Below are 20,702 nucleotides of genomic sequence, written 5' to 3' on the forward strand. Positions count from 1 at the left end.
GGGATCGGGCCCGGGCCGGGGGCGGGAAGCCCCGGGTCGCGGCGCGCGGTCACCCCCCGGCCCGCTCCATCCCGCGGCGGACGGCCCCGATCAGGTACGGCCGCAGCTCGGGGCCGGGGACGATCCGGTCCACCGACCCGACGCGCTGGGCCCGCTGCACGCTGTGGGCGGTGTCGAACTCGTCGGCCACCTGCCCCAGCTTCTCCGAGCGCACCGCGGGCCGTAGCCCGACCAGCTCGGCCGACAGCCGCGCGGCCTCCGCGTCGTCGCCCGCCTGCTGGGCGTCGGTGACGCGGGCCTGCAGATCGGCCACCCGGGGGTCGGCCGCGGTGCGCTTGTTGACCTCGCCCGCGAACACCACCGCCGCCGCGGGCGCCCCGCCGATCACCGACGCGTAGGAGCCCTCGACGGCCGCGACCTCCATGTTGTCGTGCAGCGTCTTGGAGAACACCACGAACGCCCCGCCGTGGTAGCGCGACACCACGCAGAACACGATCGGCCCGTCGAAGTTGACGACGGCGCGCCCGATCTCGGCACCGAACTCCAGCTGGACCTCGCGCAGCGACTCCGGGGAGCCGTCGAAGCCGGACAGGTTGGCCAGCACCACCAGCGGGCGGTTGCCGCTGGCCGCGTTGATCGCCCGCGCCGTCTTCTTCGACGACTTGGGGAACAGCGTGCCCGCGGTGAACGACGACGGTCCGTCGACGGGGATCCGCCCGCGCCGCGGCAGCGGCCGCGACTCGATGCCCAGCAGCGCCACCGGCTGCCCGCCCAGGTGCGCGTCGAGCACGACAACACCCTCGGCGTCGATCATGTCCGCCCAGCGCTCCAGCGTGGGGTGGTCGGCGTCGGCGACGGCGGCCATCACCGAGCGGATGTCGAAGGGCTTCTTGCGCTCGGGGTTGGTCACCGACGAGAACACCTCGCCGACGGTCGCGAAGTCGCAGCCCGGCCCGTTGTGCGGGGAGGAGGAGACGTCGCGCTCGACCGGGTCGGAGCTCTGCGCGGGCCGCGGGAAGCGCTCGCCCGGCGCCCGGTAGGTGTGCGCGTAGTGGGCGAGCAGGACGTCGACGGCGCCGGAGAGGTCGGGCGCCCAGTACTGCGCCTGCCCGTTCGGGCCCATGATCCGGTCGTAGCCGCCGATGCCGAAGTTGTCCTCGGCGGACACCCCGCCGGAGTAGTCGAGGCTCTGCTTGCCGGTGAGCACCATCGCGCTGTCCGGCGTCATCACCAGGATGCCCTTGGTGTGCATGAGCATCGTGGCCTCGGCGTTCCAGTACGGCTGGGCGCCGACGTTGATGCCGGTGACCACGACGTTGAGCTCTCCGCCGTCCTGGGTGAACTCGATGATCCCGCGCAGCACGCGGGAGATCCAGTCCATGTTCTCGGTGCCGGAGTCCATCGCGATCTTGGCGCCCGCCGACACGGCGAACCACTCGATCGGTGCGTCCAGTCGCCGGGCCAGCTCGATCGCGGCCAGCACGCGGCGGCACTCCGGCTCGGCGAGCGCACCCAGCGCCTTCGTCGGGTCGCCGATCAGCACGACACGGGTCATGCCCTCGGGGTAGCGGACCGTCGGGGTGGTGACCGTGCCGAGCACGAGGTTCGCGGTGTTGCCGCCGGGGGCCCGCTCGACGACGACCGGGTGGCCCGCGTCGTCGAGGTCGTACTCGGTGAAGACGCCCTGCGCGCCCCCCGGATCGGGGTTGCGCAGCAGCATCGGCACGAGCTCGTAGGGGTACACCGCGCCGCGGCGCCGCGCCCGGATCACCTTCTGCGCGTAGGCGTCCAGCTCGCGCATCGGCCAGGTCGGGGGCTCCGTCACGCGCACCGTGAGCCCGGCGCCGGGCGGTCGCGACATCCGCAGCAGGTGTTCCGAGGGCTCCCCAGCTCCGGCCTCGCCCACCCGCCCCGAGGCGAGCCGGAACTGCACCAGCACCTGCTCCAGCCCGAGCGCGTCGGTGCGCGGGGCGAGCAGCCGCACGACGTCGCCCAGCTCGGCCAGCGGCACGTCGACGACGGGCCAGATGTAGAGCAGGACGCGGTTCCACTCCAGCTTCGCGTCGCCGCGGTCGGCCGCACGGGCGGACCGCAGCGCGTCGAGGCAGGAGTCGAGCACGTGCTCCAGCTGGGGCAGCGCGCGGATGCTGCCGTCCTCGCCGCGCAGCAGCGTGAGGTCGCGGACGTCGGACAGCACGACCAGGCGCGCGTCGTCGGGGACCTTGCGGCCGACCGCCCGGAACAGGTGGACGTCCACCGGCGACGGCAGCCGGGTGAGCTCGAAGTCCTCCAGGCGCCACAGGCCCAGGCGCTCGGCGACCATCGGGTGCAGCCCGCGCAGCGTCCGGTCCTCGACGGGACGGCGGTCCGGCCCCGGCCGGAAGGTGAACCAGGCCGAGCGCTCGTCGCCGCGCGGGCGGCGGACGGCGACGGCGACCTGCGCCAGCGGCTCGGGCAGCCGCCCGAGCAGCGCGAGGATCTTCTCCGCGGACCGCTCGGGGTCGGCGTCGGGGGCCTCCCCGGCGATCACGTACAGGTCCAGCGCCACCTTGGTGCCGGCCGGGACGCCCAGCAGCAGCCGCCGCAGGTCGCCCTGGACGGCCATCGGGTCGGTGCCGGCGGGGGCGTCGGGGGAGGTGTAGACGGTCGTGGCGAGCACCGTGACGTCCTGGTCCCGGTGGGTGTAGGTGGCGGTGAGCAGCGGCCGGCCGCCCCGGTCGGACAGCGTGACGTCGCGCAGCGGGCGGACCCGGTAGTAGCGCCGCGTCATCACCTCCAGCATCGCCGCGTGGTGCTGCTCGCCGAACACGTCGAGGATCGGCTCGGCCGCGGCCACGATCCGCTCGATGCCCTCCGCGCGCGCCGGGTCGCCGGGGGCGGGCAGCGCGTCGAGCCGCTCGCGCACCAGCTGCTGCCCGTGCGCCCGTTCGGCCGCGATCAGCGGAGCGTCGAAGCAGGTGTAGCGGACCCGCCGGGCCAGGCTGCCGACGACCGGGTGCCGCAGCTGGGTGGCCGTGACGAGCTGGTCGAGGGTGCGCAGGTAGTCCTCGCGGGCCGACTCCGGCAGGGCGTCGGGGTGGGTGAGCCGCCACTGCAGCAGCGCCAGCACGACCGGCACGTGCGCCGACGCGCGGCGGTGCGCGAGGAACATCCGGTACAGGGCGGCGGACAGAGCGTCGGAGCGCTCCAGGTCGGGCACGCCGTAGTGCGCCAGCGCCTGGCGCAGCCGGGCCTGGAAGGACTCCGGGAGCCCTTCGGCGTCGGCGTCGCGGGAGCGCAGGTAGGCGTGCAGGTACTCCTGCGGGTTGCGCTCCTGCTCGCCGGTCGGCTCCCCGTCGGCCGAGCCGCGGCGGTTGCGCGACAGGGCGCAGAGGTCGGAGAAGATCCGCAGTACCGCGGTCTCCCCGGCCAGCACGCTCGCGTCGTCGGGCGGCAGGGCGTCGCGGGCGGCGGTGAGGCGGTCCAGTAGCGGGCGGGCGTCGCGCTCGTCGATGTCGAACCCGAGCACCAGGAAGCGCAGCGAGGTCAGGGCGTCGGCGGCCTCGGCGGCGGCGTCGGTGGACCCCGCGTCGGCGCCGGTGAGGCCGGACAGGTCGGCGCGGGCCCCGCCCGTGGCGGCGTCGGCGTCGGCGTCGGGCTGCAGGCGGACCAGCTTCGTGCCGCCCTCGACCTGCGTGTTCGCGTCGACGAGGATCTCCGCGACGCGCCCGGCCACCGGCGCGCGCAGCGCCGTCTCCAGCTTCATCGACTCGACGACCGCGACGACGTCGCCCGCCTCCACCTCGTCGCCCGCGGCGACCGGGATCGACACGACCATCGCGGGCGCGGGCGCGCGGACGAGCCCGACCTCGCCGCCGGAGATCCGGTGGACCGCGCCGTCGACCTCGACCAGGACGTCGGGGTCCTGCGGGGCCGTGAGCACGGCGAAGGTCCGCCCGCCGACGGTGAGCTTGCGCTCGAAGCGGCCGGTGCGCTCGGTGTCGACGTCGAGCGGGGTGCCGTCGAGCAGCACCCGGTAGCGGGTGCCGCGGGACTGCGCGACGTGCAGCCGGTAGGACTCGCCGCCCGCGCGGACGTCGACCTGGTACCAGGTGTCGTGCCCGACCTCGGGGCGCCCGCGCTCCGCGGAGGCGAACAGCCGCTCCCGCTGGCGGGCGACGTGCGCCTCCTGCGCCTCGACCGCGGTGGCGAGCAGGGCCACGTCGAGGCGCTGGGGCGGGGTGTAGCCCGCGGCCATCAGCCCGTCGAGCCAGGTGGTGTCGGTGTCGCCGGAGACGATCTCGGGGCGGCCGAGCAGGTCGATCAGGAACGCCTTGTTGGTCGTGCCGCCGTCGATCACCGCGGCGGTCTGGTGCAGCGCGCGGCCCAGCCGGGCGAGCGCCTCGTCGCGGTCGCGGCCCCAGGCGATCACCTTCGCGATCATCGAGTCGTACTGGGGCGGGATGACGTCGCCCGCGGCCACGCCGGTGTCGACGCGCACGCCCGGCCCGCTGGGCAGCGCGAGATGCTCGATGCGGCCGGGGGCGGGGGCGAAGCCGTTCTCCGGGTCCTCGGCGGTGAGCCGGGCCTCGATGGCGTGCCCGCGCGCGGGCGGCGCCCCGTCGGCGATGTCGGCCAGCCGCCCGCCCATCGCGACGTGCAGCTGCAGCTTGACGATGTCGACGCCGGTGGTCGCCTCGGTGACCGGGTGCTCCACCTGCAGCCGGGTGTTGACCTCCAGGAACGACAGCAGCCGCTCCTTGGGCTCGTAGAGGAACTCCACGGTGCCCGCGTTGACGTAGCCCGCGGCCTTCGCCAGCGCCGCCGCGGAGTCGCGCAGCAGCTGCTCCTGCTCGGCGTCCAGGGCGGTGGAGGCGGACTCCTCGATGACCTTCTGGTTGCGGCGCTGCACCGAGCAGTCGCGGACGCCGAGCGTCCACACGTCACCGGTGGCGTCGGCGACGACCTGCACCTCGACGTGGCGCCCTCCGGAGATCGCGCGCTCCAGGAACACCGTGGCGTCCCCGGCGGTCTTCGCGGCTTCCGACCCGGCGCGTTCGAACGCCTCCGCCAGGTCCTCCGGGCGGGTGACCCGGCGGATGCCGCGCCCGCCGCCGCCCGCGGTGGCCTTGACCATCAGCGGGTAGCCGATCTTCTCGGCGTGCTCGCGGGCGGCGTCGACGTCGGCGACCGGCCCGCCGCTCCACGCCGCCAGCGGGACGCCGACCTCCTCGGCCAGGCGCTTGGCCGCGATCTTGTCGCCGAGGCGTTCCATCACCTGCGCGGACGGGCCGATGAACACGATCCCCAGGTCGGCGCACAGCTGCGCGAACTCGGCGCGCTCGGAGACGAACCCCCAGCCCGGCCACACGGCCTCGGCGCGGGTCTCCCGCAGCGCCCGCTCCAGCACGGCGAGGTCGAGGTAGGGGTTGGTGCCGGTGAACGCCTGGTCGGGATCGGGAGAGCCGATCAGCACGGCCTCGTCGGCCTCCCGCACGAACATGGCCGCCCGGTCGACCGCGGTGTAGAAGGCGATCGTGCGCAGCGGTCGGCGATCGGGCTCGGCGTTCCACTCCCGCACGGCATGGATCAACCGCATGGCGGGCTCGCCCCGGTTGACGATCGCGATGCGCTGGAACGCCTGGTTCATCTCGCTCCCCTCGTTCGGTGCAGCCGGGATCCACCGGCCGCCGCCCCACCCAAGCCGACCCGCCCCGGGCGGCACAACCTGCGGGAGGGGGAACGGGGGTGAATCGGCGATGATGGCGCCGTGACGACCATCGCCGCGGGTGAGCTCACCGTCCACGTCTCCGGCCCGGCCGACGGCCCACCGGTGCTGCTGCTGCACGGGTTCCCGCAGGGTGCCGACTCCTGGGACGCCGTGTTGCCCGCGCTGCACGACGCCGGATACCGCACCGTGGCGCCCGACCAGCGTGGGTACTCCGCGGGCGCCCGCCCCGCCGGCCGGGCCGCCTACCGCCGCGCCGCGCTCACCTCCGACGCGCTCGCCGTGATCGCCGAGCACGCCGGGGGCCGCGCGCACGTCGTCGGGCACGACTGGGGTGCGGCCGTCGCCTGGCGGCTCGCGGCGCGCTTCCCCGACGCCGTCCGCTCGCTGACGGCGGTCTCGGTGCCGCCCGTCGCGGCCTACGCGCGTTCGCTCCTGACCACCCGGCAGGTGCTCGCGTCGTGGTACTTCGCGGCGTTCCAGCTGCCGTGGCTGCCCGAGCGCCTGCTGCGCGCGGACGGCCGCGGGTACTCCCCGCGCCTGTCCGCGGCCCTGCGCCACTCCGGCCAGACCCGCGAGCGGGCCCGCCGCGACGCCGCCCGCCTCGCCGACCCGGCCGCGCTCACCGCCGCCCTGAACTGGTACCGCGCCGTGTCCGTCTCCGACCCGCGCGACGCCGACCCGCCGGTCACCGTGCCCACGCTGTTCGTCTGGAGCGACCGCGACGTCGCGCTGACCCGGCAGAGCGTCGAGCTCGCGCACACCCACGTCACCGGGCCGTACTCCTACGCCGAACTGCGCGGGGTGAGCCACTGGATCCCCGAGGAGGCGCCGGAGCAGCTCGCCGAGCTGCTGCTGGCCCACCTGGCAGCCCACCCGGGCTGACGGCGGGGACCACGACGCGGACTACGGCGCCGCCGGGTCCGCGCCCTGCTCGACGTTGCGCTTGATCGCCGCCAGCGTCTCGTCCAGCCCGCGGTCGATCGCGGGACCGTCGACGTGCTCGGTGTGCAGCCGCACCGTCACCTGCGATCCGGCGCCCGACCCCTCGACGGCGAGCTCGCCGCTGTAGTCGTGCGGCCCCGGCGCGCCCCAGCGGATCGTGCGCGAGTCGCGCTCGGCGACGAACCAGGCGTCGCCCTCGCGGGTCGTGCCGTCGACGTCGGCGACCGTGTGCACCTGGTCGCCGCCCGCGGGCTCGGCGGAGCGCATCGCGGCGAAGTAGTGCGGCAGGTTCTCGACGTCGGAGAGGTAGTCGAACAGGACGCCGGGCTCGGCGTCGACGGTCGTGCTGCGCTCGTGGTCACCCATGCGCCGGGCGTACCCGGGCCGGTACCGGCCTAACCCGCGTGCAGCGCGGGGGCCAGCGGCACCGTCCGCAGGCGGGTCGCCGGGTCGACGAGGTGCCCCGCCGCGCAGCGCACCTCGACGTACACCGGTTCGCCGCACCCGTCGTGCTCGACGCGCATCGGGGGTCCGTCCGCCCCGGCGAGGTGCCGGTCTCCGTACTCGAGCATCGCGAGGACGACCGGGCGCAGGTCGCGGCCGGCGGGGGTGAGCCGGTACTCGTGGCGCTCGCGCCGCCCGGGCTCGCGGTAGGGGACGCGGTCGACCAGCCCGGCCTCGGTGAGCGCGGTCAGCCGCCGGGTGAGGACGTTGCGGGCGATGTGCAGGTGCGCCGCGAGATCGTCGAAGCGGCGGATGCCGTTGAACAGGTCGCGCAGCACGAGGACGGTCCACGCGTCGCCCACCAGCGCGGCGGTGCGGGCGACGGAGCAACGCGTGCTGTCGAGCTCGCGGAAGTCCATACGGGCCAGCGTAGCCCGGGGATGGGTTGCGTGCGAGGACGCAGGGTGCCTAGGCTGCATTCCGCCTGACAACTCAGCCCGCCGGAGGACCCGCATGACCGTGCCCGACGTCCGCGAGCGCTCCCACACCTGGCAGGACCCGCTGCTCACCGCGGCCGCCGCCCGGGGCCTCGACGGGGAGACGTTCCTGCGCGCGCTGGCCGCGGGGGAGGTGCCACCCGCCCCGATCGCCACGACACTGGGGTTCACGCTGCTGGAGGTCGGGTCGGGGCGGGTGGTGTTCGGGCTGGAGCCGCAGGAGTACCACTTCAACCCGATCGGGTCGGTGCACGGCGGGGTGTTCGCCACGCTGCTCGACTCCGCCGCGGGCTGCGCCGTCCACTCGGCCCTCCCGGCCGGGGTGGGCTACACCAGCCTGGACCTGAGCGTGAAGTTCCTGCGCGGCCTCGACGCCGACTCGGGGCCCGTCCGCTGCGAGGGGCTGGTGGTGCACCTGGGCGGGCGTACCGCGCTCGCCGAGGCCCGCCTGCACGACGGCGCGGGCCGGCTGTGCGCCCACGCCACGAGCAGCTGCCTGATCTTCCGCCCGGCGGGGTGAGGGTCAGGCGGCGGCCGGCACCGGCGTCGGCGGGGCCGCGACGGGCGTCGCGTGCGGGGTCAGTGCCGCGATCACCGCGGCCAGCACCCCGGCGCCCGCCGCGGCCAGGAACACCACGGTGTACGCCGCGGCGGCCGGCAGCACGGCCCCGCCGACGGTGATGGTCAGCCCGGTCGCCACCGCCGCCACCACCGCGCTGCACGACGACGTGCCGAGCATCCGCATCAGGGTGTTGAGGCTGTTGGCCGCGGCGGTCTCCGTCGGCGGCACCGCGGCCATGATCAGCAGCGGCAGCGCGGAGTAGGCGAGCGCGGCCCCGATCGCGGTGACGGTGGCGGCCGCCATCACCAGCGCGATCGAGTCCGGGAGCACGGCCATCGCGAGGTTGCCGACGGCGAGCACCACCGTGCCCGCCACCAGCGTGGTGCGGGCGCCGAAGCGCGCCGAGAGCCGCGCCGACACCGGCGAGAACAGCGCCATCGCCCCGCCGATCGGCAGCAGCACGAGCCCGGCGGCGACGAGCGGGAGCCCGAACCCGTACCCGGACTCCACCGGCGCCTGCAGCAGCTGCGTCGTCACCAGGAAGCCGGCGAACATCGAGAACCCGATGAGGATCGAGCCCAGGTTGGTCCACAGGACGGCCGGTCGGGCGGTGGTCCGCAGGTCGACCAGCGGCGAGGGGGTCCGCAGCTCCAGGCGCCCCCACGCGGCGAACACCACGACGGCCGTCGCCAGCAGTCCGATCACGGCCGGGCTCGTCCAGCCCCAGTCGCTGCCCTTGGAGATCGCCAGCAGCAGGCACACCAGCGCGACGGACAGGCCGACCGCGCCCGGGACGTCGAAGCGCCCGCCCGAACGCGACGGCGACTCGGCGACCGTGCGACGGACCAGCAGGAACTGCAGCGCCCCCAGCACCGCGGCCCCGGCGAACAGCCACCGCCAGCTCGCCTGCTGCGCGACGGCCCCGGTGAGCGGCAGCCCGACCGCACCGCCGATGCCCAGCGACGAGCTCATCAGCGCGATCCCGCCGCCGACGCGCCCGGGCGGCAGGACGTCGCGCATGACGCTGATCCCCAGCGCCACCACCCCCAGCGACGCGCCCTGCAGCACCCGCGCCACGAGCAGCAGCTCGATCCCCGGCGCGACCGCGCCGAGCGCTGAGCCGGCCGTCACCAGCCCGAGGGCGACGAGCAGCATCCGGCGCTTGCCGTACATGTCGCCCAGGCGCCCGAGCACCGGCGCGCAGACCGCGCCCGCGACCAGCGTGGCCGTCACCAGCCAGGTGACCGTCGACGTCGAGGAGCCCAGCAGCCGCGGGAACTGCGGCAGCAGCGGCACGACCAGGGTCTGCATCAGCGACACGGCGAAGCCGCACGACGCGAGCACGCCGATCACGACGGCGGGACGGGAGACCGGGGGCGTCACCACTCCAGGTGAACAGAGAAGGTTGTCATTGGCAAGTTGATAGCGTCGACGGGTGCGCACCCTCACCGACGGCTCGGCCGAGTTCCGCGAGTTCTGGACCGAACGCCACCTCTGCACCCTGGTCACGCTGCGGGCCGACGGGAGCCCGCACGTCGTACCGGTCGGCGTCACCGTCGACGTCGAGGCGGGGCTCGCGCGCGTGATCTGCCGGGGCGGGTCGACCAAGGCCCGCAACGCCGCCGAGCGCGGGACCGCGGTGGTCTCGCAGGTCGACGGCGGGCGCTGGTCGACGCTGGAGGGCACGGCCGTGGTGCGCACCGACCGCGACTCCGTCGCCGAGGCCGAGCGCCGCTACGCGCAGCGCTACCGGGTGCCCCGGGAGAACCCGGAGCGGGTCGTCATCGAGATCGCCGTGCGACGGGTCATGGGCTTGAGCTGACGGGTCCGGCACGGCACACTGAACCGGTCAAGTCAGGTTCGTTCGTCCACCGACGAGGAGCGCCGTGAACGAGCCCGCCAGGGTGGTGCCGCTGCCCCGCACCCCCGCCGCCCCGCCGGACCTGACGATCTCCACACTCGGCCCCGCGCGCATCGCCTCGCCGCTGGCCGAGCTGCTGGACAACAGCCGCACCAGCGAGCACTACGTCGACGAGGACGACAAGGTCCTCCTCGACGACACCCTCGCCGGCATCACCGCCCGCGGCGTCCCGGCCGGCGAGCTGCCCGGCATGGAGCCGTGCGGGCCGCGCCGGAAGATCTTCTTCGACCCGGCCAAGACGCGCGCCGCGATCGTCACCTGCGGGGGGCTGTGCCCGGGGCTCAACGACGTGATCGCCGGGCTGGTCCGCACGCTGACCTACCACTACCGGGTCCGGCGCGTCATCGGCATCCGCAACGGCTACCAGGGCTTCGTGCCCTCCTACGGCCACGACGTCGTCGACCTGACGCCCGAGTCGGTGCGCGACATCGCCACCGACGGCGGCACGATCCTCGGCACCTCCCGCGGCCACCAGGACGCCGGGGAGATCGTCGACTGCCTGGAGCGCCTGCACGTCAACGTGCTGTTCGTCGTCGGCGGTGACGGGTCGATGCGCGGCGCGATGCGGATCGCGGCCACCGTCGCCGAGCGCGGGCTGATGATCGCGGTCGTCGGCATCCCGAAGACCATCGACAACGACATCCCCTACATCGACCAGAGCTTCGGCTTCCAGACCGCGTTCTCCCACGCCAGCGACGCCATCCGGGCCGCCCGCGTGGAGGCGACGTCGACCGCCAACGGCATCGGGCTGGTCAAGCTCATGGGCCGGCACTCCGGCTTCATCGCCTGCTACGCCGCGCTCGCCCGCAGCGGCGCCGACGTCGTCCTGATCCCCGAGGTGCCCTTCGGCCTCGACGGCGAGGGCGGGCTGCTCGCGCACCTGCGGCGGCGGGTCTCCGAGCGCGGGCACGCCGTGGTCGTGGTGGCCGAGGGGGCGGGCCAGGAGCTGCTCGGCCACGACGCCGACGCCGACGCCTCGGGCAACGCGAAGCTCGGCGACGTCGGCCCCTACCTGCGACGGCGCATCGGCGACCACTTCTCCGACGCCGGCATCGAGACCTCCATCCGCTACATCGATCCCAGCTACGCCATCCGCAGCGTCCCCGCCAACCCCTACGACTCGGTGTACTGCGTGCGCCTGTCGCAGGCGGCGGTGCACGCGGCGATGAGCGGGCGCACCGAGATGGTCGTCGGGCGCTACCGGCGCCGGTTCGTGCACGTGCCGATGGCGGCGGCGGTGAGCAGGCGCAACCAGGTCGACCCGCACGGCGACCTGTGGATGGCGGTGCTGGAGTCGACGGGGCAGCCGGTCCGCTTCGACTGACCCGGCGGTGGTCACGGGCGCCGTCCCGCCGGGGCGGGGCCGGTGTGAATACTGGATCTCGTGCAGGGGCTGGCGATGCGGTTCCTCGGCCACTCCACCGTGCGGCTGGAGCTGGCCGGGCGGGTCGTGCTGACCGATCCCGTGCTCACCACCCGCGTCGGCCCGCTGCGGCGCACGGTGGCCCCCGTCGCCGCCGACGACCACACCGGAGTCGACCTCGTCCTGCTGTCCCACCTGCACGCCGACCACCTGCACCTGCCGTCGCTGCGCCGCCTGCGCGGGGCCCGGGTCGTCGTGCCCCGCGGGGCCGGGGAGTGGTTGCGGGGCAAGGGGATCGGGTGGGTCGACGAGCTGGGGCCGGGGGAGGAGCTCGTCGACGGCGGGCTGCGCGTCACCGGGGTGGAGGCCGCGCACAGCGGGCACCGCTGGGGGCCGCGGTCCACCCGGGGGCCCCAGGCGCGGGCCATGGGGCACCTGCTGGAGGCCCCGGGCCTGCGCGTCTACGCCGCGGGCGACACCGACCTGTTCGACGGGATGGCGCGGCTGCCCCGCCCGGACGTGGCCCTGCTCCCGGTCTGGGGGTGGGGCCCCGACCTCGGCCCGGGGCACCTCGACCCCGAGCGGGCCGCCGAGGCCGTCGCCCGGCTGCGGCCGCGGGTGACGGTGCCCGTGCACTGGGGCACGCTCGCGCCCGCCGGGCTGGCGGTCGCTCCCGGCCGCCGGGGGGCGCGGATGCGCGACCGGCTGGTGGCGCCGCCGCGGGAGTTCGCCGCGGCCGTGGCGGCCGCCGGCGTCGGCACCCACGTCGCACTCACCGAGCCGGGCCACCCGGTCGTGCTGCCGTGAACGCCGTCGGCATCGACCTGTCCGATCCGACGGCGATCGGCTACCCCGTCGTGTTCCTCGGCGTGCTGGTCGGCTCGCTCGTGCCGGTCGTCCCGACGGGGGCCGTGGTCGGCGCCGCCGCCGCGATCGCCGTCAGCACCGGGCGGCTGTCGCTGCTCCTGGTGTTGCTGGTGTCGGTCGCCGGGGCGCTGATCGGCGACCTCGTGACGTTCGGCGTCGCCAGGGCGGGCAGCGCGGCGGCGCAGCGCTGGGTGGCGCGCGGGCAGTCGCCGGAACGCCTCGAGGAGGTGCGCGGGCGGTTCGCGACGCGCGGCGGGCTGCTCGTCGTCATCGGCAGGCTGGTCCCGGCGGGGCGCATCCCGGTGCTGCTGGCGGCGGGCGCGCTCGACTACCCGTGGCGCCGCCTCGTCCCGGCCGCGCTGCTGGCGTGCGTGCTGTGGGCCCTCGCGTACGCACTGCTCGGCGTGGTCAGCGGCGGGCTGTCGGACTCGCCGGTCGTGGCCACGCTCGTCGCCACCGCGCTGGTGCTCGCCGTCGCGGCGATCGGCGCACTCGTGTCCCGGAGCAGGAAGGCCCGCACATGACGCCGCCCGAGGGTGCCGGCCGGACGGTCCGCGGCGGCCGGGTGCTGCTGCGCGCGCTGGCCGTGTGGCTGCTGACGGCCGGTGCGCTCGTCCTGCTCGACGCGCTGCTCGTCGGCTTCGCGATGTCCGGCTGGTGGCAGCCGACGGTGCTCGCGCTCGCCCTCGGCGTCCTCAGCGCCGTGGTGTGGCCGCTGATCCTGCGGGTCGCGCTGCCGGTCGCGCTGTTCACCCTCGGCGTCGCGTCCTACCTGGTGATCGGCGCCGCGCTGCTGGTGGTGTCGTTCGCGATCCCGGGCGTCATGATCGTCAACCTGTCGACGGCGGTGGGAGTCGCGGTCGTCATGTCGGTGGTCGGGGCGCTGGTGTCCTGGCTGCTCGGCCTCGACCCCGACGAGCTGTTCTTCCGCCGCGCCGCCCGCCGCCCCGGCGCCACCTCCGAATCCGACGACCGGCCGCCGGGCATCGTGTTCCTGCAGGTCGACGGCCTGGGCCACGACACGCTGTGCCGCGCCCTGCGCAGCGGCGAGATGCCGGTGTTCTCCCGCTGGCTCGCCGCGGGCAGCCACCTGCTGACGCACTGGAACACCGACTGGAGCTCCCAGACGGGCGCGAGCGTCTGCGGGATCCTGCACGGCGACAGCTCCGACATCCTCGGTTTCCGCTGGTACGAGAAGGACCGCGACCACGTCATGGCGTGCTCCAACCCCGAGGACGCCGCGGAGATCGAGCGCCGCGCGTCCGACGGGCGCGGCCTGCTCGCCGTCGACGGGGCGGCGCACGGGAACCTGTTCACCGGCGACGCGCCCTACGTCTCGCTGACGATGAGCGCGGTGCCGGTGCTCAGCGGGCGGGGCAGGCGGGGGCGCCGGGTCACCGCGTCCGGGTACGGCTACTTCGCCTACTTCGCGAGCCCGGTCAACGCGCTGCGCACGTTCGCCGGTGCGGTGGCGGAGATCTTCCGCGAGCTGCGGGCGTCGATCACACAGCGGCAGCGCAACGTGTTCCCGCGCGTGCACCGCGGGCTGTGGTTCCCGTTCGTGCGGGCGGGCACGAACGTCATCGCCCGCGACGTCGTGGTCTCGGCGGTCATCGAGGACATGTTCGACGGCCGGGCGTGCGTCTACGTCGACTTCCTCGGCTACGACGAGGTGTCGCACTACTCCGGCGTCGAGCGCTGGGACTCCCTCGCCGTGCTGCGCGACATCGACCAGCACATCGGGCGCATCCACCGCGCCACCCAGCTCGCGCCGCGGCGCTACCACGTCGTGTGCCTGTCCGACCACGGCCAGACGCAGGGCTGGGCGTTCGCCGACCGGTTCGCCGAGTCGGTGGAGGAGCTGGTCGGGCGGCTGTGCGGGGCGCCGGACACCACCCGCGCGGCCGCCGGCCGGTCGGAGAAGGGCTGGCAGGCCGGAGCCGTGCTGGCCGAGGCGTCCGGGCGGGGGTTCGTCGCCAACCGGCTCCGCGAGCGGGTGGAGCGGGTGCGCGCGCAGGAGCACGCGCCGCACATCGCCGAGGACGCCGGGCGGGTGCCGCGGGTCGCGCCGGGTGTGGTCGCGGTGGCGTCGGGGCACATGGCGATGGTGTCGTTCACCGAGCACGCCGGGCGGGTGGAGCTGGAGACGATCGAGCGCGAGTTCCCCGACCTGCTGCCCGGGCTCGTCGACCATCCCGGGATCGGGTTCGTCCTCGTCCGCAGCGCCGAGTTCGGGCCGGTGGTGCTCGGCCGCGACGGGGTGCACCGCCTGGCCACGGGCGTCGTGCTGGGCGACGACCCGCTCGCGGCCTACGGCCCGCACGCCGCGGAGCTGGTCCGGCGCGTCGACGGGTTCGGCAACTGCGCCGATCTGATGATCAACAGCCGGTACGACCCGGCGACCGGGGACGCCCCGCCGTTCGAGCCGCACGTCGGCAGCCACGGCGGGCTCGGCGGGGCCCAGTCCCGCGGCTTCCTGCTGCACCCGGTCGAGCTCCCCTCGCCGGAGCGGGAGATCGTCGGGGCGGAGGACCTGCACGGGGTGCTGCGGGGCTGGCTGACCCACCTCGGCCACCCGGCCCCCGATGCCCCCCACCCCGCGGCGGCCCCCCACCCCTGACCCGCGAGTCCCCCGTTTCCCGCGGGCGAGTCCCCCGATTCCCGTCGGCGAGTCCCCCGATTCACGCCTGCGAGTCCCCTGTGGGTCGTGCGGAGAACGGGGGACTCGCGGACGGAGAACGGGGGACTCGCGGGGTGGGTCAGCTGCCGGTGCCCTCGGGCGCCTCGACCTCGCGGCGCAGGATCTTGCCGGTCGGGCCCTTGGGCAGCTCGTCGACCACCCACACGTGCCGCGGGTACTTGTACGCCGCCACCCGCTCCTTCACGAACGCCTTGAGGTCCTCCGGGGTGGCCTCCTCGCCGGACTTGAACGCCACCGCGGCGCCCACCTCCTCGCCGAGGTCGGAGTGCTTGATGCCGATGACGGCGGCCTCGGCGACCGCGGGGTGCTCGTAGAGCGCCTCCTCGATCTCCCGGGGGTAGACGTTGTAGCCGCCGCGGATGATGAGGTCCTTCTTGCGGTCGACGATCGTGTAGTAGCCGTCGGCGTCCTTGGTGGCGATGTCGCCGGTGCGGAACCAGCCGTCCGGGATCGACTCGGCGGTGGCCTCCGGGCGGCCCCAGTACCCCTTCATGACGTTCTCGCCGCGGATCGCGATCTCGCCGGGCTCACCCTCGGCGACCTCGTTGCCGTCGTCGTCGACGACCTTCATCTCGCAGCCGGGGACCTCGAAGCCGATGGTGCCGGGCCTGCGCTCCTTGCCCGGCTGGTTGAACGAGGCCACCGGCGAGGTCTCGGACAGGCCGTAGCCCTCCAGGATGGTGCAGCCGAACTGGTCCTCGAACGCCTTCATGATCTCCACGGGCATCGCCGAGCCGCCGGAGATGCAGGTGCGCAGCGAGGAGACGTCGGCGGAGCCCGCGTCGTCGTGGTGCAGCATCCCCGCGTACATCGTCGGGACGCCCTCGAACACGGTCACCTTGTCGCGCCCGACCACCGACAGCGCCTTGCCCGCGTCGAACCGGGGGATCAGCGTCAGGCACGAGCCGGTGGCGACCGAGGCGTTGAGGCCGCAGGTCAGGCCGAACACGTGGAACAGCGGCAGGCAGCCCATGATCACGTCGTCCGGGGTGATCTGGATCAGCGCGGAGACGGTGGTGCGGCAGTTGCTGTCGAGGTTGTGGTGCGTCAGCTCCGCGCCCTTGGGCTGGCCGGTGGTGCCGGAGGTGTAGAGGATGACGGCGGTGTCGTCGTCGGCGCGCTCGACGGCGTCGGGCGCGGGCTCGGCGTCACCGATCTGCTCGGCCGAGGGACCCATCGCCCCGACGATCACCGAGTCGATGCCGACGGACTTCGCGGCCTCGGCGACCGCGTCGCCGCCGCCGTCCCAGCCGAACACCAGCGACATGCCGGAGTCGTTCAGGTAGTACTCGACCTCGCGCGCCTTGAGCAGCGGGTTCATCGGGACGACGGTGGCCCCGGCCAGGAGCGCCCCGTAGAACGTGATCGGGTAGGCGGGGACGTTCGGGAAGACCAGTCCCACCCGGTCGCCCGGCTCGATGCCCCGTGCCTTCAGCATCCCCGCGACGCCGGCGGCGGCCGAGAGCAGGTCGGAGTAGGTCAGGACGGCGTCGTCCAGACGGACTGCCGGTCGGTCGCCGTGGTCGGCCGCGGTCTGCACCAGATTGGCTGCGAGGTTCGTCATGCGCGGACCCTAACCGGGACCGCTCGCCGTCACACGTTCGGAGCAACATCCGCCCGGATGACGGGGAGCAGCACGCGGTCGACCAGCGTCTCGACGAACTCCGCGTCGGCGGGCTCGTCGGTGAGCAGCAGGTGCTGCAGGCTCATGCCGCGGGCGACGTCGGCGACGAGCATCGGGTCGAGACCGGCGCCGGTCTCCCCGCGCTCGCTGGCCCGCGCGAGGACCACCTTCATCGACCGGGCCTCCTGCGAGCGCAGCAGCTCCAGCGCCAGCGCGCCGAGCTCGCCGCTGCCGGCGGCGACGGCGAGCAGGCCGTGGGCGAGGTTGCGGGTGGGCGCGGAGCCCGGGCGGTGCAGGGTGGCGATCAGGTCGCCGCGCAGCGTGCCGGTGTCGGGCACCTCGTCGGGGGTCGACCGGGTGACGGCGTGCTGCAGCGCCGCCGTCATCAGCTCCTCCTTGCCCGACCAGCGCCGGTACACGGTCTTCGCGCTGGCGTGGGCGCGGCGGTGCACCGCGGAGACGGTGAGCCGGTCGTAGCCGACCTCGGCCAGCACCTCGAGCGCGGCGTCGAGGATCGCCGCCTCGCGTTCCGGGTCCGGCGGACGGCCGGGGGTGCGGTGGGGCCCGGGACGGTGTGTGGGCAGGGCCATGCATCACATTCTGCGCGCCGGGGAACACCGGGGTGCGCGCGTGCGTCACACTGACAGAAACGACACACTGCCCTTTCCCAATCCTGGACGGACACCCCATGGACGTACCTGCCCTCGTGTGGGGGTTGACGATCGTCGGCATCGTCGGCCTGCTGCTGTTCGACTTCGTCTTCCACGTGCGCAAGGCGCACATCCCGACCCTGCGTGAGGCGGCGGTCTGGTCCGCGATCTACGTGGGCGCGGCGGTCGTGTTCGGCCTCGGCGTCTGGTGGTTCGGCGGCGCCACGCTGGGCACCGAGTACTTCGCGGGCTACGTCACCGAGAAGGCGCTGTCGGTCGACAACCTGTTCGTCTTCCTCGTGATCATGGCGAGCTTCAAGGTGCCGCGCGCCGACCAGCAGAAGGTGCTGCTGTTCGGCATCGTGTTCGCCCTGATCGCCCGCAGCGCGTTCATCTTCGCGGGCGTCGCCCTGATCAACCTGTTCAGCTGGGTGTTCTACCTGTTCGGCGCGATCCTGCTGTGGACGGCGTTCAGCCTGGTCCGCGGCGGTGACGAGGACGACGAGGCGGACAACTTCGTCATCCGGTTCGCCCGCAAGCACCTGCGCACCTCCGAGCACTACGACGGCGACAAGCTGTTCACGATGGAGAACGGCAAGCGCGTCCTCACCCCGATGCTGCTGGTGATGATCGCGATCGGCGGCACCGACCTGCTGTTCGCGCTCGACTCCATCCCGGCGATCTTCGGTCTCACCTCGAACGCCTACATCGTGTTCACGGCCACCGCGTTCTCGCTGATGGGCCTGCGGCAGCTGTTCTTCCTCATCGACGGCCTGCTCGACCGGCTCGTCTACCTGTCCTACGGCCTGGCGATCATCCTCGGCTTCATCGGCGTCAAGCTGGTGCTGCACGCCCTATACCAGAACAGCCTGCCGTTCGTCAACGGCGGGCAGCCGGTCCCGGTCTACGAGATCAGCACCGGGCTCTCGCTGCTCGTCATCATCGGGGTGCTCGTCGTCACCGTCCTGGCGTCGCTCTACAGCGCACCGGGCCGGGCCAAGAGCGTGTCCTCGGCGGCGCGCAAGCACGCCACCGAGGCCCTCGACGAGGAGCTCGACGCCGACACCCGCGCGGCCAACTACACGATGCTGGCCGCCGACGAGCAGCGCATCAAGGAGCTGCCCGACAACAGGTACGGCACGGAGGTCCGCGAGGACGCCGAGCTGCGTGAGCTCATCGAGCGGGCCCACCGCGAGCACGCCCTGAGGTGAACCGCCCGTGCGCGGAAACCGTGGTCGGGGCCACGGTTTCCGTGCACGGGTCAGCTCACCAGGGGGTCGCGGGGCAGCCCGAGCAGCCGCTCCGCCACCTGGTTGCGCGCGATCTCCGAGGTGCCGCCCGCGATCGTGATGCAGCGGGCCCACAGGTAGCAGCGCATCACCAGCTCGTTGCCGCCGGCCACCGCCGCGGTGCCGGCCAGGCGCACCCCCAGGCTCGTGACGCGCTGGGAGTGCTCGGAGGAGAACAGCTTGTTGAGGTTGCCCTCCGGCCCCGGCTCCGTCCCGCCGACGGCCCGCGCGGCCTGGCGCAGCAGCAGCAGCCGCTTCGCGAGGTCCTCGGTGATCAGCGCCCCGACCTCCTTCTCCGCGACGTGCGAGTCGGGCGACGCGGCGGCCAGCGGCAGCAGGTCCTTCGCCCGGAACGGCAGCGTCCCGGCCCCGCCCCCGCCGATCGAGACGCGCTCGTTGCCCAGCGTCGCCCGGGCCACCCGCCAGCCCTGACCGACCTCGCCGACCACGTCGGCGTCGGGCACGAACACGTCGTCGAGGAAGACCTCGTTGAACAGGGCGTCGCCGGTGAGCTCGCGCAGCGGCCGGACGTCGACGCCCTCGGCGCGCAGGTCGATCGCCATCATCGTGATGCCCGCGTGCTTCGCGCCCGAGGAGTCGGTCCGGACGGTCGCGAAACCCCAGTCGGACTCGTGCGCGCGGGTCGTCCACACCTTCTGGCCGGTGACCCGCCAGCCCCCGTCGACGCGCACGCCGCGCGTGGAGATCGCCGCGGCGTCGGATCCGGCGCCGGGCTCGGAGAACAGCTGGCACCACTCGGTGACGCCGAGCAGCGCGTCGCGGATCCAGCGTTCGTGCTGCTCGGGCGTGCCGTGCTGCATGATCGTCTGGATGTTCCAGGCGGTGATCCCGAGCCCCGGCACGTCGACGCCGCGGAACTCCTGCTCGATCACCAGCTGCTCGGTGGCCGAGGCGTCGCGGCCCCACGGCGGCGGCCAGTGCGGCACCAGGTAACCCGACTCCACCATCGCCGCGCGCCGCCCCGCCGCGTCCTTCCCCTCCAGCGAGGCGACGAACTCCCGCGCGGCCGCGCGGTGGGCCTCCGCCTCGGGCGGCAGGTCCAGGTCCGGGGCCCGGGTGACGCCCTCGCGGACCAGGCGGGCCGCGTCGCGCTCGGCGTCCCCGGTCTGCGCGACGACGGCGGCGAGGGTGATCGCGCGGCGCAGGTAGAGGTGGGCGTCGTGCTCCCAGGTGAAGCCGATGCCGCCGTGCAGCTGGATCATCGTCTCCGCGGCCCGGACGGCGGCGGGCACCGACCGCGCGGCGGCGACGGCGGCGGCCAGCTCCGCGTCGGGCGTGCCGGCCGGGGCGCGCGAGGCGTCCCAGGCGGCGGCGACGGCGAGCTCGGCGTCGACGAGCAGGTCGGCCGCCCGGTGCTTCACGGCCTGGAACGTGCCGACGGTGCGCCCGAACTGCCGGCGCTCCTTGACGTAGGCGACGGAGGTCTCCAGGCAGGCGGTGGCGATCCCGGCGGCCTCGGCGGCGGCCAGGACCCGGGTGAGCCGGCGCGCCACGGCGGCCCCGCCGGGCAGGACGCCGAGCACGGGGGCGGCGTCGAGGGTGACCAGTGCGCCGCGGCGGGTCCGGTCGAGCAGGGAGTCCGGGACCGAGCGGGTGACGGCGTCGACGACCACCACGTCGTCGCCCGCGACCAGCAGGAACACCTCCGCGAGTCCGCCGCCCAGCACCAGCCCGGCGTCACCGGAGGCCGTGGTGCCGTCGTGGGTGAGGCCGGGCCCCAGCCCGACGGCGCCGACCCGCGACCCGTCGGCCAGCCCCGGCAGCAGGGCCGCGCGCAGTTCGGGGGTGCCGGCCTCGGCGAGCACCGCGGACGCGAGCACCGTCGGCAGGAACGGCCCGGGCGCGACGACCCGGCCCAGCTCCTCGAGCACGACGGCGAGTTCCGGCAGCCCCGCGCCCTCGCCGCCGTGTTCCTCGGGGACCGCGAGCCCCAGCCAGCCCAGCGCGGCCAGCTCCTTCCAGATCGCGGGCAGCGCCTCGTCGGGGGAGTCGAGCAGGGCGCGGGCCGCCGCCCGCTGCCCGGACAGTGCGGAGCGGGCCACCTCGGCCAGCGTCCGGTGGTCGTCGGTGATCGCCAGAGCCATGTACTCGACGGTAGCCCCCGGACCGGG

Annotated in this window: 15 protein-coding genes; 8 read left to right on the forward strand and 7 right to left on the reverse strand. The window is 74.5% G+C overall.

Annotated features, from left to right (window positions below; translation table 11 throughout):
- Positions 1 to 49 precede the first annotated feature (49 nt).
- On the reverse strand, positions 50 to 5,629 hold the full coding sequence (locus tag PHY01_RS05485) for an ATP-binding protein (RefSeq protein ID WP_141277432.1): 5,580 nt from the start codon (positions 5,627 to 5,629) through the stop codon (positions 50 to 52).
- A 120-nt stretch (positions 5,630 to 5,749) separates the two neighbouring features.
- On the opposite strand from PHY01_RS05485, the gene PHY01_RS05490 reads away from it, so the two are divergent.
- Entirely contained in the window at positions 5,750 to 6,592 is an 843-nt protein-coding gene (locus tag PHY01_RS05490) for an alpha/beta fold hydrolase (RefSeq protein ID WP_141277433.1), read from the forward strand.
- A 21-nt stretch (positions 6,593 to 6,613) separates the two neighbouring features.
- Here the strand turns inward: PHY01_RS05490 and PHY01_RS05495 are convergent, their stop codons facing one another.
- Together PHY01_RS05495 and PHY01_RS05500 are read right to left on the reverse strand one after the other, a co-directional pair.
- Positions 6,614 to 7,018, reverse strand: a complete 405-nt coding sequence (locus PHY01_RS05495) for an SRPBCC family protein (protein WP_141277434.1) — start codon at positions 7,016 to 7,018, stop codon at positions 6,614 to 6,616.
- A 29-nt stretch (positions 7,019 to 7,047) separates the two neighbouring features.
- On the reverse strand, positions 7,048 to 7,515 hold the full coding sequence (locus PHY01_RS05500) for a winged helix-turn-helix transcriptional regulator (RefSeq protein ID WP_141277435.1): 468 nt from the start codon (positions 7,513 to 7,515) through the stop codon (positions 7,048 to 7,050).
- A gap of 94 nt (positions 7,516 to 7,609) precedes the next feature.
- On the opposite strand from PHY01_RS05500, the gene PHY01_RS05505 reads away from it, so the two are divergent.
- Complete coding sequence (locus PHY01_RS05505) at positions 7,610 to 8,113, forward strand: PaaI family thioesterase (RefSeq protein ID WP_141277436.1); 504 nt, start codon at positions 7,610 to 7,612, stop codon at positions 8,111 to 8,113.
- Between the two features lie 3 nt (positions 8,114 to 8,116).
- Here the strand turns inward: PHY01_RS05505 and PHY01_RS05510 are convergent, their stop codons facing one another.
- Positions 8,117 to 9,538, reverse strand: coding sequence for an MFS transporter (locus tag PHY01_RS05510; protein WP_246085714.1), 1,422 nt, complete (start codon positions 9,536 to 9,538; stop codon positions 8,117 to 8,119).
- Positions 9,539 to 9,590: 52 nt separating this feature from the next.
- On the opposite strand from PHY01_RS05510, the gene PHY01_RS05515 reads away from it, so the two are divergent.
- The 5 genes from PHY01_RS05515 (at position 9,591) to PHY01_RS05535 (ending at position 14,926) form a co-directional block, all read left to right on the forward strand.
- Positions 9,591 to 9,977 carry a pyridoxamine 5'-phosphate oxidase family protein gene (locus PHY01_RS05515; RefSeq protein ID WP_141277437.1) on the forward strand — a complete coding sequence of 129 codons (387 nt, stop codon included), beginning with the start codon at positions 9,591 to 9,593 and terminating at the stop codon, positions 9,975 to 9,977.
- Between the two features lie 64 nt (positions 9,978 to 10,041).
- The gene (locus tag PHY01_RS05520; protein WP_246085715.1) at positions 10,042 to 11,400 is read left to right on the forward strand and encodes an ATP-dependent 6-phosphofructokinase; all 1,359 of its coding nucleotides are present in this window, start codon (positions 10,042 to 10,044) and stop codon (positions 11,398 to 11,400) included.
- A 60-nt stretch (positions 11,401 to 11,460) separates the two neighbouring features.
- Entirely contained in the window at positions 11,461 to 12,246 is a 786-nt protein-coding gene (locus tag PHY01_RS05525; protein ID WP_170183652.1) for an MBL fold metallo-hydrolase, read from the forward strand.
- Between the two features lie 11 nt (positions 12,247 to 12,257).
- Entirely contained in the window at positions 12,258 to 12,830 is a 573-nt protein-coding gene (locus PHY01_RS05530; RefSeq protein WP_141277525.1) for a DedA family protein, read from the forward strand.
- The gene (locus tag PHY01_RS05535; protein WP_141277438.1) at positions 12,827 to 14,926 is read left to right on the forward strand and encodes a phage holin family protein; all 2,100 of its coding nucleotides are present in this window, start codon (positions 12,827 to 12,829) and stop codon (positions 14,924 to 14,926) included. Before PHY01_RS05530 ends, PHY01_RS05535 begins: the two co-directional genes overlap by 4 nt.
- Positions 14,927 to 15,065: 139 nt before the next feature.
- On the opposite strand, the gene PHY01_RS05540 is transcribed toward PHY01_RS05535, so the two are convergent.
- Positions 15,066 to 16,571 carry a long-chain-fatty-acid--CoA ligase gene (locus PHY01_RS05540; RefSeq protein ID WP_141277439.1) on the reverse strand — a complete coding sequence of 502 codons (1,506 nt, stop codon included), beginning with the start codon at positions 16,569 to 16,571 and terminating at the stop codon, positions 15,066 to 15,068.
- 29 nt (positions 16,572 to 16,600) lie between these two features.
- Positions 16,601 to 17,221 (reverse strand): TetR/AcrR family transcriptional regulator, encoded by a 621-nt coding sequence (locus tag PHY01_RS05545; RefSeq protein WP_141277440.1) that lies wholly within the window; start codon positions 17,219 to 17,221, stop codon positions 16,601 to 16,603.
- A 98-nt stretch (positions 17,222 to 17,319) separates the two neighbouring features.
- On the opposite strand from PHY01_RS05545, the gene PHY01_RS05550 reads away from it, so the two are divergent.
- A complete protein-coding gene (locus PHY01_RS05550; protein ID WP_141277441.1) occupies positions 17,320 to 18,492 on the forward strand; it encodes a TerC family protein in 1,173 nt (390 codons plus the stop codon).
- Positions 18,493 to 18,542: 50 nt separating this feature from the next.
- On the opposite strand, the gene PHY01_RS05555 is transcribed toward PHY01_RS05550, so the two are convergent.
- Positions 18,543 to 20,675, reverse strand: coding sequence for an acyl-CoA dehydrogenase family protein (locus tag PHY01_RS05555; protein ID WP_141277442.1), 2,133 nt, complete (start codon positions 20,673 to 20,675; stop codon positions 18,543 to 18,545).
- Positions 20,676 to 20,702 lie beyond the last annotated feature (27 nt).

The organism is Pseudonocardia hydrocarbonoxydans (assembly GCF_006539565.1).
GTDB classification, from domain to species: domain Bacteria; phylum Actinomycetota; class Actinomycetes; order Mycobacteriales; family Pseudonocardiaceae; genus Pseudonocardia; species Pseudonocardia hydrocarbonoxydans.

Bases quoted from the DNA above. Each gene is read 5' to 3' on its own strand.
- PHY01_RS05485 (WP_141277432.1), bottom strand. From the start codon at position 5,629: ATGAACCAGGCGTTCCAGCGCATCGCGATCGTCAACCGGGGCGAGCCC.
- PHY01_RS05540 (WP_141277439.1), bottom strand. From the start codon at position 16,571: ATGACGAACCTCGCAGCCAATCTGGTGCAGACCGCGGCCGACCACGGC.
- PHY01_RS05495 (WP_141277434.1), bottom strand. From the start codon at position 7,018: ATGGGTGACCACGAGCGCAGCACGACCGTCGACGCCGAGCCCGGCGTC.
- PHY01_RS05550 (WP_141277441.1), top strand. From the start codon at position 17,320: ATGGACGTACCTGCCCTCGTGTGGGGGTTGACGATCGTCGGCATCGTC.
- PHY01_RS05545 (WP_141277440.1), bottom strand. From the start codon at position 17,221: ATGGCCCTGCCCACACACCGTCCCGGGCCCCACCGCACCCCCGGCCGT.
- PHY01_RS05535 (WP_141277438.1), top strand. From the start codon at position 12,827: ATGACGCCGCCCGAGGGTGCCGGCCGGACGGTCCGCGGCGGCCGGGTG.
- PHY01_RS05500 (WP_141277435.1), bottom strand. From the start codon at position 7,515: ATGGACTTCCGCGAGCTCGACAGCACGCGTTGCTCCGTCGCCCGCACC.
- PHY01_RS05555 (WP_141277442.1), bottom strand. From the start codon at position 20,675: ATGGCTCTGGCGATCACCGACGACCACCGGACGCTGGCCGAGGTGGCC.
- PHY01_RS05505 (WP_141277436.1), top strand. From the start codon at position 7,610: ATGACCGTGCCCGACGTCCGCGAGCGCTCCCACACCTGGCAGGACCCG.